The sequence below is a fragment of the Streptomyces sp. NC-S4 genome (genome assembly GCF_054353315.1).
In genome coordinates this window covers 4,412,864-4,426,886 of the sequence record NZ_CM135937.1, presented here as the reverse complement: position 1 = coordinate 4,426,886, position 14,023 = coordinate 4,412,864, and the positions used below count along the sequence as shown (strand labels likewise).

Here is a 14,023-nt window from a genome sequence, read left to right as displayed (position 1 = left end):
AAGAGGCTCACACGGGCACCCAGCCCTTCGGGCTGTCAACCTCCGACTACCGTGAGGGACACCACCCGCCGAACCGGCTACTCACCCGTAGGTGTCGCCCGGTCCCTTGCTGCCCGGCGCCCGCCACGGCCCGTAGCCCTTCGGCCGTCCGCCGGGCCCGTGGACCTTGATCAGGCGTACGGTGCCCTGCCCCAGATCCGCGTTCAGCCGCGCGACCAGCTGCGGGGCCAGCAGCTTCAGCTGCGCCGCCCACGCCGAGGAATCGCACCGCACGACAAGCTCACGGTCCTCGTAGCGTTCCGGTTCACAGTGGGCCGCGATCTCCGGGCCGACGATCTCCGGCCAGCGCTCCATCACGCCCGCCACCGCCATCGGCATCTCCCAGCCGCGTTCGGTGCGCAGCCGGTCCAGCGCCGCCATGAGCGGCATCGGGTCCCGGCCGTCCGCGCGGGCGCCCGAGCGCAGCCCCGGCTGCTGGCGCTTCTTCCCGCCGGGCGCGTTGCCCCGGGCCCGTGCCTGCTCGCGCGCGGCCGCGAGGGCCTGGCGCGCGAGGTCCACCCCGGAGGCCTCCGGGGTCCTGCGACCCTCCTGCGGGTCCTTGGCGTGCTCGTTCACAGCCGGGTCACCTCACCGCCGGACACCCCGAAACGGGTTCCCACCAGCACCCCCGGGACGTCGTCGTCGACCGCCGCCGTCACCAGTACCTGCTCGCCGGGGGCCACCAGCTCGGCCAGCCGCTCCCGGCGCCGCGCGTCCAGCTCGGCGAACACGTCGTCGAGGATCAGCACCGGCTCGCTGCCCTCCGAGCGCAGCAGCTCGTAGGAGGCCAGCCGCAGCGCGAGCGCGTACGACCACGACTCCCCGTGGCTCGCGTACCCCTTCGCGGGCAGTTCCCCGAGCCGCAGCACCACGTCGTCGCGGTGCGGGCCGACCAGGGTGACACCGCGCTCGATCTCCTGCTTGCGCACCTCGGCCAGCGCGGCCAGCAGCACCTCGTAGAGGGCCTCGCGGGTGCGCGCCGCGCCGCTGTCCACCGGCTCGCCGGCCGACGACTTGTACGCCAGCCCCAGCGGGCCGCCGCCGGGCGCGAGCTGCTCGTAGGCCTTGTCCGCCAGTGGCAGCAGGGCCGCGATCAGATCCAGCCGCTGCGCGAGCAGCTCCGCGCCCACGCGCGCGAGGTGCTGGTCCCACACGTCGAGTGTGGAGAGGTCCAGGGAGCGGCCGCCGTGCCGGCGGGCCATCGCCGCCGACTTCAGCAGGGTGTTGCGCTGCTTGAGCACCCGCTCGTAGTCGGAGCGGACCGCGGCCATCCGCGGCGAGCGCGCCGTGACCAGCTCGTCCAGGAACCGCCGGCGCTCGCCCGGGTCGCCCTTGACCAGGGCCAGGTCCTCCGGCGCGAACAGCACCGTCCGTATGATCCCCAGCACGTCCCGCGGCCTGACCTGCGAGGAACGGTTGATGCGGGCCCGGTTCGCCCGGCCGGGATTGAGCTCCAGCTCCACCAGCTGCTGCCGCTCGCCCTGGGTGACGGCCGCGCGGATGATCGCCCGGTCCGCGCCCATCCGCACGAGCGGGGCGTCGGAGGAGACCCGGTGGCTGCCGAGGGTCGCGAGGTAGCCGATCGCCTCGACGAGGTTGGTCTTCCCCTGGCCGTTGGGACCCACGAAAGCGGTGACGCCCGGGTCGAGGGGAACCTCGGCCCGGGCGTACGAGCGGAAGTCGGCCAATGAGAGATGCGAAACGTGCATACGGCGCCGACCTCCCCCGGCTTCCAACTGCTCGCTGTGGTGCTGTGCTGCTGTACCGCTGCGGTGTTGTACCGCTGCGGTGTTGTACCGCTGCGGTGCGGAAGCGCTACTTCTTCTCGACCGCGTGGCCGCCGAACTGGTTGCGCAGCGCGGCGATCATCTTCATCTGCGGGGAGTCGTCCTGCCGCGAGGCGAATCGCGCGAAGAGCGACGCGGTGATCGCGGGCAGCGGCACGGCGTTGTCGATCGCCGCCTCCACCGTCCAGCGTCCCTCGCCGGAGTCCTGGGCGAAGCCGCGCAGCTGCTCCAGGTGCTCGTCCTCGTCGAGGGCGTTCACGGCCAGGTCCAGCAGCCAGGAGCGGATGACGGTGCCTTCCTGCCAGGAGCGGAAGACCTCGCGGACGTCGGTGACCGAGTCCACCTTCTCCAGGAGCTCCCAGCCCTCGGCGTAGGCCTGCATCATGGCGTACTCGATGCCGTTGTGGACCATCTTCGCGAAGTGGCCCGCGCCGACCTTGCCGGCGTGCACGGCGCCGAAGTCGCCCTCGGGCTTGAGGGCGTCGAAGACCGGCTGCACGCGGGCCACGTCCTCGGCCGCGCCGCCGTACATGAGCGCGTAGCCGTTCTCCAGGCCCCACACGCCGCCGGAGACACCGCAGTCGACGAAGCCGATGCCCTTGGCCTTCAGCTCCTCGGCGTGCTTCTCGTCGTCGGTCCAGCGGGAGTTCCCGCCGTCGACGACGATGTCGCCGGGCGACAGCAGCTCGGCGAGCTCGTCGACCGTGGACTGGGTGGCCGCACCGGCCGGGACCATGACCCACACGACGCGGGGGGCCTGCAGGCTGTCCACAAGTTCCTGCAGGCTGTGGACATCCGCGAGGTCCGGGTTGCGGTCGTATCCGATGACGGTGTGGCCTGCGCGGCGGATGCGCTCGCGCATGTTGCCGCCCATCTTGCCGAGACCGACGAGACCAAGCTCCATCAGGTGGTTCCTTAAGCGTTGTGGCCGTCTTTGCCGGGGCTTCCCCGGCCGTGTCCTCGCCGGACGCGCGGGGGGTCGCCCACCGGATCCGAGCCTACGCCGGGCCGTGGCGGCGGGCCGTGCGGGCGCTCCATGGGGGCCGGTCCGGCTTCACGGGTTTTCCCCGCGCCCTCCCCAACCTGTGGACGACGTCGGGCCCGGTCCCGCTGCGTGCGAGAACGGGCCCGACGTCGACAGGTGGAACGTCAGCCGGACAGGCGCACCGGCATGATCAGGTACTTGTAGGCCTCGTCCGCCTCCGCGTCGACCGCCGGGCGGCCGCTGAGCAGCGCGGGCTTGGTCGACGTGGTGAAGCTGAGCTGGGCCACCGGGGAGGCGATCGCGCTCAGGCCGTCCAGCAGGAAGGTCGGGTTGAAGGCGATCGAGATGTCGTCGCCGTCCAGCTGGGCGTCGACCCTTTCCACAGCCTGTGCGTCGTCGGAGGAGCCGGCCTCCAGGATCAGCACGCCCTGCTCGAAGCTCAGGCGGACCGGGGTGTTGCGCTCGGCCACCAGGGCCACGCGCTTGACGGCCTCGACGAACGGGGCGGTCTCGATCACGGCGACGGAGTTGAACTCGGTCGGGAAGAGCGTCCGGTACTTGGGCAGGTCGCCCTCGAGCAGCCGGGTGGTGGTGCGGCGGCCGGCGCCCTCGAAACCGATCAGGCCCTCGCCCGCACCGGAGCCGGACAGCGCCAGGGTGACGGTGTCACCGCTGGTCAGAGAGTTGGCGATCTCCTGGAGCGTCTTGGCGGGCACCAGAGCCACGGCCGACGCCTCCGGGTTCTCCGGCTTCCACAGGAACTCGCGGACCGCGAAGCGGTAGCGGTCGGTGGAGGCCAGGGTGACCCGGTCGCCCTCGATCTCGATGCGGACACCGGTCAGCACCGGCAGCGTGTCGTCGCGGCCGGCGGCCGTGGCGACCTGCTTGGCGGCGGCGGCGAAGACCTCGCCGGACACGGTGCCGGTCGCGGTCGGCATCTGCGGCAGCGCCGGGTACTCCTCCACAGGCAGGGTGTGGAGTGTGAATCGCGAGGAGCCGCAGACCACGGTCGCCCGTACACCGTCTGTGGAAATCTCCACCGGGCGGTTGGGGAGGGCGCGGCAGATGTCGGCCAGCAGCCGGCCGGAGACCAGGACGGTGCCGTCCTCCTCGACGTCCGCCTCGACCGAGACCCGCGCCGAGACCTCGTAGTCGAAGCCGGAGAGGCTCAGAGTGCCCTCCTCGGCCTTCAGCAGCAGGCCCGCGAGAACGGGCACCGGCGGCCGGGCCGGGAGGCTGCGGGCCGCCCAGGCCACCGCCTCCGCGAGTACGTCGCGCTCCACCCGGATCTTCACCGGAACCGCCTCCTGCTGTTGCTCGCTCGTCTGCCGGCCTTCGTCGTCGGCCCGTCGATGCCTCGACCGATGCCGGGGACCAGTCTGACGTACGGCGCCGACACTCGGTGCGGCCGGCGGTCAAGTCGGGAGCGAGGCGTCGGGGCGGGCGATCGACGAGTTGTGCACAGGACCCGCTTGAAAACCGAAACCGGCCTAACTCTCCATGGGGGTAGTAGTAGGGCCTGTGGAAACGGTGGATAAGCCCGTTCTCGCAGGTCAGCACCCGTTTTTTATCCACCGGCCCTGTGGGTGGCACCGGTGGACAACCCCGGGTCCCTGTGGAGAACGAAAAGTTCTGCACAGGCTGTCCCCAGGTGACCCCGATTACTCCACAGGTGCGTCCCCAGCTTTCCCCCGGTACTCCACAACCCAAACGTCTACATCCGTGTGACGCCTTTCACTCCGGGTGGTGAGAGGGGGTGGTGTGTTGCCGAACAGTGGACAAGGGTGTGGAGAAGCCCGCGCATCCTGTGCACAGGACGTGGAAACCTGTGGGCCGACGGTGGACAACGTCGTGGACAGGGCTGTGGACGAAAATTTTGTCCACAGCCTGTGGATGACGTTTGTGCACAATTCCACAGGGGTCTGACCAGCTCTGATGGAGCCTCACCCCGCACGCCTGTGGACAGATTGTGGGCGACGCGACCCGTCCCCAGGGTGTGGACGGAAGAAAGTCTCCCAATCTGTGGATGAGTTGCTCCACGGGGGGCGTATTCGAACAGGTCAGGGGCGCGCGAACGAAGAAGGGCGCCCCCGTTGTGGACCGGGAGCGCCCTCTGGATGCGTTTGAAGGGGCCCTGAAGCGGCCCCGAACCGGGTGTCGGGGGGCCGCGCTCAGGCGTTCTTGATGCGGTTGGTGAGCTCGGTGACCTGGTTGTAGATGGAGCGCCGCTCGGCCATCAGAGCGCGGATCTTGCGGTCCGCGTGCATGACGGTCGTGTGGTCGCGGCCGCCGAACTGCGCCCCGATCTTGGGCAGGGAGAGGTCGGTGAGCTCCCGGCACAGGTACATGGCGATCTGCCGGGCGGTGACCAGGACCCGGCTGCGCGAGGAGCCGCACAGGTCGTCCACGGTCAGGCCGAAGTAGTCGGCGGTGGCCGCCATGATGTCGGAGGCGGTGATCTCCGGCGCGCTGTCCTCGCCGCCCGGGATCAGGTTCTTCAGGACGTCCTCGGTGAGGCCCAGGTCGACCGGCTGCCGGTTCAGGCTCGCGAAGGCCGTGACCCGGATCAGGGCCCCCTCCAGCTCGCGGATGTTGCGCGAGATGCGGGAGGCGATGAACTCCAGTACCTCCGGCGGGGCGTTGAGCTGCTCCTGGACTGCCTTCTTGCGCAGGATCGCGATACGGGTCTCCAGCTCGGGCGGCTGGACGTCGGTGATCAGGCCCCACTCGAAGCGGTTGCGGAGCCGGTCCTCCAGGGTCACCAGCTGCTTGGGCGGCCGGTCGGAGGAGAGCACGATCTGCTTGTTGGCGTTGTGGAGCGTATTGAAGGTGTGGAAGAACTCCTCCTGCGTCGACTCCTTGCTCGCGAGGAACTGGATGTCGTCGACGAGGAGGATGTCCATCTCGCGGTAGCGCTTGCGGAACGCGTCGCCCTTGCCGTCGCGGATGGAGTTGATGAACTCGTTGGTGAACTCCTCGGAGCTCACGTACCGCACCCGGGTGCCGGGGTAGAGGCTCCGCGCGTAGTGCCCGATGGCGTGCAGCAGGTGGGTCTTGCCGAGGCCCGACTCCCCGTAGACGAAGAGGGGGTTGTACGCCTTCGCGGGCGCCTCGGCGACGGCCACCGCGGCGGCGTGCGCGAAGCGGTTGGAGGCGCCGATGACGAAGGTGTCGAAGAGGTACTTGGGGTTCAGCCGCGCGGTCGGCTCCAGCGGGCCCGAGGTCGAGCCGCCGGACGGGGACGGCGCCGCGGGCCGGCCGGGGGCCTGGCGCGGCGCCGGCTGCTCGTACTGCTGGGGCTCGTACGGCTGCTGCTCGTATTGATGGGGCTGGTGCTGCTGCTGGCCCTCGTACGGCGACTGCTCGTACTGCTGCTGCTCGTAGGCGCCCTGGTCGTAACCGGAGGGCTCGGGCTGCTGGAGGTAGCCGGGCTGCGGGGACGCGTAGGGGTCGCGCTCGGGGAAACCGCCGAGGCGCGGCTGCTGCCAGCCGTAGTCGTCCTGCTGGCCGCCGCGGGGCCAGGCGCCGGGCTCGGGGCGCTGCTGCTGGTAGTCGGGGTAGGCCGGCCGCGCGGTGGGGAGCTGGTCGTCGCCGGGGCGCTGGCCGCCGTACGGCTCGTACCCGCCCTGCTGCTGGACGGGCGGGGCGGGGGGCGCGGGCTCGCCGGCGGAGTCGTCCACGGTGATGGCGATCCGGATGGGGCGGCCGCACTCACGGCTGAGCGCGTCACTGATCAGCGGGGCGAGGCGTCCTTCGAGGACGCGCTTGCCCCACTCGTTGGGGACGGCCAGCAGTGCCGTGTCGGCGACGAGGGCCAGGGGCTGACACCGCTCGACCCACTGCTTGTCCTTGGGCTCGATTCCCGGCTGTCCCTCCCCGAGGAGCTTTTCGAGCACCCTTGGCCACACTGCGGCAAGATCGGCAGGTACGTCAGCCACAGAGCACGCTCTCTCACAGGGGTCCCACGAATGTGTGGTTCTTTGGGACGGTCGGGACGAAAAATCCGGGATCAGGCAACGGTAGTCAGGCCAGCGGGTACGGTTCAAGTCGTTGTCCACAGCCTGTGCACAGTGTGGGGCCGCGTAGGCTCGGTTTGACCGGATGGCGTAGCCGCGCGTACCGTAACCAGGTCGAGTTGTCGATGGCTGCTGCCGCCTGCCTACCGATGGGCGAAGGTCACTGATAGTGATCATTTAGCGGTGCCACTCGGGCGAACACGCGAGTTTCCTCGTGGGCGCACGGTGACAGCCAGGCGATGTCCCGCCACAACGATTCATTCTCTGGAGCCCCCGAGTGAGCAAGCGCACCTTCCAGCCGAACAACCGCCGTCGCGCCAAGACCCACGGCTTCCGCCTGCGGATGCGTACCCGTGCCGGTCGCGCGATCCTCGCGAACCGTCGTTCCAAGGGCCGCGCCGCCCTTTCCGCGTAACAACACGCAGGTCGTGACGTCGTGCTGTCTCCCGAAAATCGGCTGAGGCGGCGCGAGGACTTCGCGAGCGCGGTACGCCGAGGTCGCCGGGCCGGTCGCCCGCTCCTCGTCGTCCATCTACGTACATGCGGTGCAACGGACCCGCACGAGTCGGGGGAGATCGATCCCTCGTCGCGTGCGGGTTTCGTCGTCAGCAAGGCTGTCGGCAACGCCGTCATACGTAACCGGGTCAAGCGCCGACTGCGCCATCTGGTCCGCGAGCGGCTGTCCCAGCTGCCCGCCGGTAGCCTGGTGGTGGTACGCGCGTTGCCCGGAGCGGGTGATGCCGGCCCCGACGAGCTGGCCCGGGACCTGGATGCCGCTCTGGTGCGGCTCCTGGGAGGCGTGGCTCGATGAAGTACCCGCTGCTCGCTTTGATCAAGCTGTACCAGTGGACGATCAGTCCGCTGCTCGGGCCGGTGTGCCGCTACTACCCGTCGTGTTCGCACTACGGGTACACGGCCATCGACCGGCATGGTGCGGTGAAGGGGACGGCCCTGACCGCCTGGCGGATCCTGCGGTGCAATCCGTGGTCCCCCGGTGGCGTGGACCATGTCCCACCCCGTAAACGCCCGCGTTGGCACGAGCAGCTGCGCAGTGCGTTGCGTAGATCTCGCAATGCTCAAGGAGCCTGATTAGTGGACACGATTGCCAGTCTGTTCAGCTTTATCACTTACCCCGTCTCGTGGATCATCGTCCAGTTCCACTCGATGTACGGGGCGATCTTCGGTGAGTCGAGTGGGTGGGCCTGGGGCCTGTCCATCGTGTCCCTGGTGATCTTGATCCGTATCTGTCTGATCCCGCTCTTCGTGAAGCAGATCAAGGCGACGCGGGGTATGCAGGCGCTCCAGCCGAAGATGAAGGCGATCCAGGAGCGCTACAAGAACGACAAGCAGCGTCAGTCCGAAGAGATGATGAAGCTGTACAAGGAGACGGGTACCAACCCGCTCTCCTCGTGCCTTCCCATCCTGGCGCAGTCCCCGTTCTTCTTCGCGCTTTACCACGTGCTGTCGAACATCGCCGATGGCAAGGCCGTCGGCGCGATGGACCAGCAGCTGGTCGACAGCGCCCGTGCCGCCAAGATCTTCGGCGCGCCGATCGCCGCGAAGTTCATGGACAGCCCGGAGAAGGTCGCCGCCCTCGGCGCGACGCTGACGGACGTCCGGATCGTCACCGCCGTCATGATCATCATGATGTCGCTGTCGCAGTTCTACACCCAGCGTCAGCTGATGCAGAAGAACGTCGACCTCTCGGTCAAGACGCCGTTCATGCAGCAGCAGAAGATGCTGATGTACATCTTCCCGGTGATCTTCGCGGTCATGGGCATCAACTTCCCCGTCGGTGTTCTCGTCTACTGGCTGACCACGAACGTGTGGACCATGGGCCAGCAGATGTACGTGATCAACCAGAACCCGACGCCGGGCAGCAAGGCGCAGGACCAGTACCTGACCCGCCTGCTGAAGCAGATCACCTCGCACGGTGAGCTCAAGGGCCGGGGCAAGAAGCGTGTCGTCGCGGCGATCGTCGCCAAGGGCCCGGACCGCAACGACAACGAGCGCAAGTTCATCGCCGCCCTCACCAAGCAGGGCATGGCCGCGCAGGCCGACGGCTCCGTGATCAAGAGTGTCGAGGCCACGGCGGACTCCGACGCGGCGAGCGGCGGTGCCGCGAAGCGGCAGCAGCCGAAGCGCCAGTCGAAGGCGCAGCGTCAGACCCCCAGCAAGCCCGCTCCCAAGAAGTAAGAAGGAGTCCCTCCCGTGACGGAAGGCACCACCACCGCCGCCGCTGAGAGTGGCGACACCCTGACCCGCCTCGAGCAGGAGGGTGAGATCGCGGCCGACTACCTCGAGGGTCTGCTGGACATCGCCGACCTGGACGGCGACATCGACATGGACGTCGAGGCCGACCGGGCCGCGGTGTCGATCGTCAGTGACTCGGCCAGCCGGGATCTGCAGAAGCTCGTGGGCCGCGACGGTGAGGTTCTGGAGGCTCTGCAGGAGCTGACCCGCCTCGCCGTGCACCGGGAGACCGGGGACCGCAGCCGGCTGATGCTGGACATCGCCGGGTTCCGCGCGAAGAAGCGCGAGGAGCTGGCGGCGCTGGGCGCCCAGGCCGCGGCGGACGTGAAGGCGTCCGGCGAGCCGCTGAAGCTGGCTCCGATGACCCCGTTCGAGCGGAAGGTCGTCCACGACGCCGTGGCGGCCGCCGGTCTGCGGAGCGAGTCCGAGGGCGAGGAGCCGCAGCGCTTCGTCGTTGTGCTCCCCGCCTGATCGTCAGCACCGGTTGTTCGGCCCCGTCTGTGTCGCAGGCGGGGCCGATGTTTGTCAGCCTGGCCTGACAGGTGAACGACGCCTCAACTTGAAGACGTGGTTCTTTCAGAACCATGCGGTACGGAAGGACGGTCCCCGTGACGGAGGCAGCTGAGCTTCCCCCGGCGCCTGAAGAGGCGCGCGCGGTGTTCGGTGAGTTTTTCCCGGAAGCTGTGCGGTACGCGGAGCTGCTGGCGGACGCAGGAGTCAAGCGGGGCCTGATCGGGCCGCGTGAGGTGCCGCGCCTGTGGGAGCGGCACCTGCTGAACTGCGCTGTGCTGTCGGAGGTGGTGCCCCAGGGCGTCACCGTGTGCGACGTGGGCTCTGGCGCGGGTCTGCCGGGTATCCCGCTCGCTCTGGTGCGACGGGATCTCAAGATCACGCTGCTCGAACCACTGCTGCGGCGTACGACCTTCCTCCAGGAGGCCGTGGAGCTGCTTGGCCTGGACCACGTCACGGTGGTGCGCGGGCGGGCCGAGGAGGTCCTGGGCAAGCTGCAGCCGGTGCACGTGGTGACGGCGCGGGCGGTGGCTCCGCTGGACCGGCTGGCCGGCTGGGGTGTGCCCCTGCTGCGGCCGTACGGCGAGATGCTGGCGCTGAAGGGCGACACCGCGGACGAGGAGCTGGTGTCGGCGAAGACGGCGCTGGCGAAGCTGGGTGTGGTGAAGACCTCGGTGCTGCACGTGGGCGAGGGTCTGGTGGACCCGCTGTCGACGGTGGTGCGGGTCGAGGTCGGCGAGAGCCCCGGAGGGGTGAGGTTCGCGGCCAAGCGGGCTAAGGCGGCCCGGGTGGGACGCACCCGCCGGCGTCGCTGATTCTCCGCTGATTCGCTGGCGGTCGGGGCCCACACGGGAGATTTCGTCCGTGTTGGGCCCTATAGGTATGGATTTCGGAGTGTCGTAGCGGCCGGGAGTCTCCCTCCGGGCATCGTGTTTCACGTGAAACGTCGCTCTCTGCTGCACGGAATCATCAGCCGCGGTCGTGCGGCTTCCTCCCCCCGCGAGCGCAAGGACGCAAGGGGGACAGAGTTGTCCACATCGGTGGATTCATCCACAGGAGTACGGGCCCCGCTGGTTCGCGACCCGGGTGACATGGGAGGCTCTGTTCATCGCGAGCCTGATGTCGAGGAGAGTGACACCGTGCGGTCCGACGCCAACCTCGCGGGGCCCATGGCCGATCCGGTCCCCGGTCCCCGCTCTGAACCGGCGGGTGAGGATGTTTCACGTGAAACATTGCCTCCGCCTCTTGTGGACAACGACACCCCCATCGGCCGAGCCGCCCAGCAGGCGGTCGATGCAATGGGGCGCGCCGGCGAGAGGCTGCCCCGGCCGAATCAGACCCGGGTCATCGTGGTCGCCAACCAGAAGGGCGGCGTGGGCAAGACCACGACGACCGTGAACCTGGCGGCATCGCTCGCGCTGCACGGTGCACGGGTTCTGGTGATCGACCTCGACCCGCAGGGCAATGCGTCCACGGCGCTGGGCATCGACCATCACGCCGATGTGCCGTCCATCTACGACGTGCTCGTGGACAGCCGGCCGCTGCTGGAGGTCGTCCAGCCGGTGGTGGACGTGGAGGGCCTCTTCTGTGCCCCGGCCACGATCGACCTGGCGGGTGCGGAGATCGAGCTGGTGTCGCTCGTGGCGCGCGAGAGCCGCCTCCAGCGGGCGATCCAGGCGTACGAACAGCCCCTCGACTACATCTTGATCGACTGCCCGCCCTCGCTCGGCCTGCTGACGGTGAACGCTCTGGTGGCCGGCGCGGAAGTGCTGATCCCGATCCAGTGCGAGTACTACGCGCTGGAGGGCCTGGGTCAGCTGCTGCGCAATGTCGATCTGGTGCGGGCCCACCTCAATCCGGCGCTTCACGTGTCCACCATCCTGCTGACGATGTACGACGGCAGGACGCGGCTGGCCTCGCAGGTGGCGGAGGAGGTGCGCAGCCACTTCGGCAAGGAGGTGCTGCGGACGAGCATCCCCCGGTCGGTACGCATCTCCGAGGCGCCGAGCTACGGGCAGACGGTGCTCACGTACGACCCGGGTTCCAGCGGTTCCCTCTCCTATCTGGAGGCAGCGCGAGAGATCGCGTTTCGGGGGGTCGGCATTCAGTACGACGCTCGGCACGCCCATCTGGGCCCGGGCAGCAACAACACGCACAGTGTGGCGGAGGGGATCCAGTGAGTGAGCGACGTAGGGGTCTTGGGCGGGGGCTCGGTGCGCTGATCCCCGCGGCTCCGCAGGAGAAGACGCCGCCGGTGATCAGCGCCGGTTCGGCGTCCCCGTCGGCAGTGCCGACCCTGGCTTCGGAGCGGGGGGTCGCGGCAGCGAAGCTCGCTGCGCTCGTACAGGCCGATGTTTCACGTGAAACATCGCTCGCGGTCGTGCCGGTGGCCGAGCCCGAGCCCCGGCCGGAGCCCGAGCCCCGGCCGGAGCCCGAGACCGAGAGCGCTGCGGTGGCGGGGGCGACGTTCGCCGAGCTCCCGATGGACGCGATCACGCCGAACCCGCGTCAGCCGCGTGAGGTGTTCGACGAGGACGCGCTCGCCGAGCTGGTGACCTCCATCCAGGAGGTGGGCCTGCTCCAGCCGGTGGTGGTGCGGCAGTCGGCCCCCGGCCGCTATGAGCTGATCATGGGTGAGCGGCGCTGGCGTGCCTGCCGCGAGGCCGGGCTGGAGGCCATTCCGGCGATCATCCGGGCGACGGACGACGAGAAGCTGCTGCTGGACGCGCTGCTGGAGAACCTGCACCGGGCCCAGCTGAACCCGCTGGAAGAAGCCGCGGCCTACGACCAGCTGCTCAAGGACTTCAACTGCACCCATGACCAGCTGGCCGACCGGATCGGGCGCTCGCGTCCCCAGGTATCGAACACGCTGAGGCTGCTCAAGCTGTCCCCTTCGGTGCAGCGCAGGGTGGCTGCGGGGGTGCTGTCGGCCGGGCACGCGCGTGCGCTGCTCTCGGTGGAGGACTCCGAGGAGCAGGACAAGCTGGCGCACCGGATCGTGGCCGAAGGTCTGTCGGTGCGTGCGGTCGAGGAGATCGTGACGCTCATGGCCTCGGAGCCGACGAGCGCGGTGAAGCCGAAGGGTCCGCGTGCGGGTGCCCGGGTGGCTCCGGCGCTCAGCCAGCTGGCGACGCGGCTGTCGGACCGGTTCGAGACGCGGGTGAAGGTGGATCTGGGCCAGAAGAAGGGCAAGATCACCGTTGAGTTCGCCTCGATGGAGGACCTGGAGCGGATCCTGGGGACGCTGGCGCCGGGCGAGGGACGGGTACTGGATCAGGGACTTGCCGGGGAATGATCCCCGGGCCCGGGGGCGGATCGCAGCGGTGTGAACCGGTGCGATCCGCCCCTTCGCTTTGCTGTCGAAGAACGATGGACCAGTGGATACGATGCGGTCATGGGTCGTCGGCTGGTACCGCTCACGCTGGACAACCTCCAGGACCTGCCGCGTCGTTGCCGGTCCTGTGTGTTCTGGGAGCTGGATCCGGTCACCGGTGAGGCTGCCGTGAAGGCGGGTACGCCGGCGCAGGAGAAGGAGGCGTGGATCTCCGCCGTCCTGCTGGAGTGGGGGTCCTGCGGCCGAGTGGTCTATGTGGACGAGATTCCGGTGGGCTTCGTCCTCTACGCGCCGCCGGCGTACGTGCCGCGGGCCACTGCTTTTCCGACCAGCCCGGTCTCGCCGGATGCCGTGCAGCTGATTACCGCGTGGATCATGCCGGGGTACCAGGGCCAGGGGCTGGGACGGGTCATGGTCCAGACGGTGGCCAAGGATCTGCTGCGGCGGGGCTTCCGGGCGATCGAGGCCTTCGGGGACGCGCACTGGGAGGGCCCGGCCTGTCTGCTGCCGGCCGACCACCTGCTTGCGGTGGGCTTCAAGACGGTCCGCCCCCACCCGGTGCATCCGCGGTTGCGGCTGGAACTCCGCTCGACGCTGTCCTGGAAGGAGGACGTCGAGCTGGCGCTGGACCGGCTGCTGGGCGGGGCACGCAAGGAGCCGGTGCTGCGGCCGCTGTGAGCGCGAACGCGGAACGGGGCCGCCCCCGGGAGTGGCGGCCCCGTTTCACGTGAAACATCGACCGCGTCAGGCGGTCTTGACCTCGACGAACTCGGAGAGGTCGCGCAGGATGGCGGCCTTCGGCTTCGCGCCGACGATGGTCTTGGCGACCTCGCCGCTCTGGTAGACGTTCAGCGTCGGGATGGACATGACGCCGTACTTGGCGGCCGTGGCCGGGTTCTCGTCGATGTTGAGCTTGACGATCTCGATCTGGTCGCCGTACTCGGCGGCGATGGCCTCGAGCGACGGCGCGATCTGGCGGCACGGTCCGCACCAGGCGGCCCAGAAGTCCACCAGTACGGGCTTGTCGCTCTTGAGGACCTGCTCGTCGAAGTCAGCGTCGGTCACGTTCTTGAGGGTGCCGGCCACAGCGGCCTCCTTC

15 protein-coding genes are annotated in these 14,023 nt (G+C 69.2%); 9 read left to right on the top strand and 6 right to left on the bottom strand.

The features are described from left to right. Positions 1–81: 81 nt before the first annotated feature. The 5 genes from ACXNSR_RS19735 to dnaA form a co-directional block, all read right to left on the bottom strand. Positions 82–615, bottom strand: a complete 534-nt coding sequence (locus tag ACXNSR_RS19735; protein WP_458636867.1) for a DUF721 domain-containing protein — start codon at positions 613–615, stop codon at positions 82–84. Beyond that, a complete protein-coding gene (recF, locus tag ACXNSR_RS19730; protein WP_458636866.1) occupies positions 612–1,748 on the bottom strand; it encodes a DNA replication/repair protein RecF in 1,137 nt (378 codons plus the stop codon). Before recF ends, ACXNSR_RS19735 begins: the two co-directional genes overlap by 4 nt. 106 nt (positions 1,749–1,854) lie before the next feature. After that, entirely contained in the window at positions 1,855–2,730 is an 876-nt protein-coding gene (gnd, locus tag ACXNSR_RS19725; RefSeq protein WP_030755353.1) for a phosphogluconate dehydrogenase (NAD(+)-dependent, decarboxylating), read from the bottom strand. A gap of 245 nt (positions 2,731–2,975) precedes the next feature. Next, a complete protein-coding gene (gene dnaN / locus ACXNSR_RS19720) occupies positions 2,976–4,106 on the bottom strand; it encodes a DNA polymerase III subunit beta (RefSeq protein WP_031156016.1) in 1,131 nt (376 codons plus the stop codon). Positions 4,107–4,982: 876 nt separating this feature from the next. Continuing rightward, the gene (gene dnaA / locus ACXNSR_RS19715; protein WP_458636865.1) at positions 4,983–6,749 is read right to left on the bottom strand and encodes a chromosomal replication initiator protein DnaA; all 1,767 of its coding nucleotides are present in this window, start codon (positions 6,747–6,749) and stop codon (positions 4,983–4,985) included. Between the two features lie 355 nt (positions 6,750–7,104). Between dnaA and rpmH the strand changes: the two genes are divergently transcribed. From rpmH to ACXNSR_RS19670, 9 genes are all read left to right on the top strand, one after another. Continuing rightward, entirely contained in the window at positions 7,105–7,242 is a 138-nt protein-coding gene (gene rpmH, locus ACXNSR_RS19710; protein ID WP_018547628.1) for a 50S ribosomal protein L34, read from the top strand. A 21-nt stretch (positions 7,243–7,263) separates the two neighbouring features. Next, complete coding sequence (rnpA, locus tag ACXNSR_RS19705; protein ID WP_458636864.1) at positions 7,264–7,638, top strand: ribonuclease P protein component; 375 nt, start codon at positions 7,264–7,266, stop codon at positions 7,636–7,638. Next, positions 7,635–7,916, top strand: coding sequence for a membrane protein insertion efficiency factor YidD (gene yidD, locus ACXNSR_RS19700; RefSeq protein ID WP_076043740.1), 282 nt, complete (start codon positions 7,635–7,637; stop codon positions 7,914–7,916). Before rnpA ends, yidD begins: the two co-directional genes overlap by 4 nt. 3 nt (positions 7,917–7,919) lie before the next feature. Further along, positions 7,920–9,023: a membrane protein insertase YidC gene (gene yidC / locus ACXNSR_RS19695; RefSeq protein ID WP_458636863.1), complete on the top strand. Its 1,104-nt coding sequence runs from the start codon at positions 7,920–7,922 to the stop codon at positions 9,021–9,023. A 15-nt stretch (positions 9,024–9,038) separates the two neighbouring features. Beyond that, positions 9,039–9,551, top strand: coding sequence for a Jag family protein (locus ACXNSR_RS19690; protein WP_030008408.1), 513 nt, complete (start codon positions 9,039–9,041; stop codon positions 9,549–9,551). 137 nt (positions 9,552–9,688) lie between these two features. Beyond that, positions 9,689–10,405, top strand: coding sequence for a 16S rRNA (guanine(527)-N(7))-methyltransferase RsmG (rsmG, locus tag ACXNSR_RS19685; RefSeq protein ID WP_030008407.1), 717 nt, complete (start codon positions 9,689–9,691; stop codon positions 10,403–10,405). A gap of 276 nt (positions 10,406–10,681) precedes the next feature. Further along, complete coding sequence (locus ACXNSR_RS19680; RefSeq protein ID WP_458636862.1) at positions 10,682–11,770, top strand: ParA family protein; 1,089 nt, start codon at positions 10,682–10,684, stop codon at positions 11,768–11,770. Beyond that, positions 11,767–12,885, top strand: a complete 1,119-nt coding sequence (locus ACXNSR_RS19675; protein WP_458636861.1) for a ParB/RepB/Spo0J family partition protein — start codon at positions 11,767–11,769, stop codon at positions 12,883–12,885. The genes ACXNSR_RS19680 and ACXNSR_RS19675 overlap by 4 nt, the downstream gene beginning before the upstream one ends. Before the next feature lie 99 nt (positions 12,886–12,984). After that, positions 12,985–13,602, top strand: a complete 618-nt coding sequence (locus ACXNSR_RS19670; RefSeq protein WP_458636860.1) for a GNAT family N-acetyltransferase — start codon at positions 12,985–12,987, stop codon at positions 13,600–13,602. 66 nt (positions 13,603–13,668) lie between these two features. Here ACXNSR_RS19670 and trxA read toward each other — a convergent pair whose 3' ends face one another. Then, positions 13,669–14,010, bottom strand: a complete 342-nt coding sequence (gene trxA, locus ACXNSR_RS19665; RefSeq protein WP_382513615.1) for a thioredoxin — start codon at positions 14,008–14,010, stop codon at positions 13,669–13,671. Positions 14,011–14,023: the final 13 nt, after the last annotated feature.

What these genes read in the sequence shown, in the direction of transcription:
- recF (WP_458636866.1), bottom strand. Translation starts at nt 1,748, where the DNA reads ATGCACGTTTCGCATCTCTCATTGGCCGACTTCCGCTCGTACGCCCGG.
- ACXNSR_RS19670 (WP_458636860.1), top strand. Translation starts at nt 12,985, where the DNA reads ATGGGTCGTCGGCTGGTACCGCTCACGCTGGACAACCTCCAGGACCTG.
- yidD (WP_076043740.1), top strand. Translation starts at nt 7,635, where the DNA reads ATGAAGTACCCGCTGCTCGCTTTGATCAAGCTGTACCAGTGGACGATC.
- gnd (WP_030755353.1), bottom strand. Translation starts at nt 2,730, where the DNA reads ATGGAGCTTGGTCTCGTCGGTCTCGGCAAGATGGGCGGCAACATGCGC.
- ACXNSR_RS19680 (WP_458636862.1), top strand. Translation starts at nt 10,682, where the DNA reads ATGGGAGGCTCTGTTCATCGCGAGCCTGATGTCGAGGAGAGTGACACC.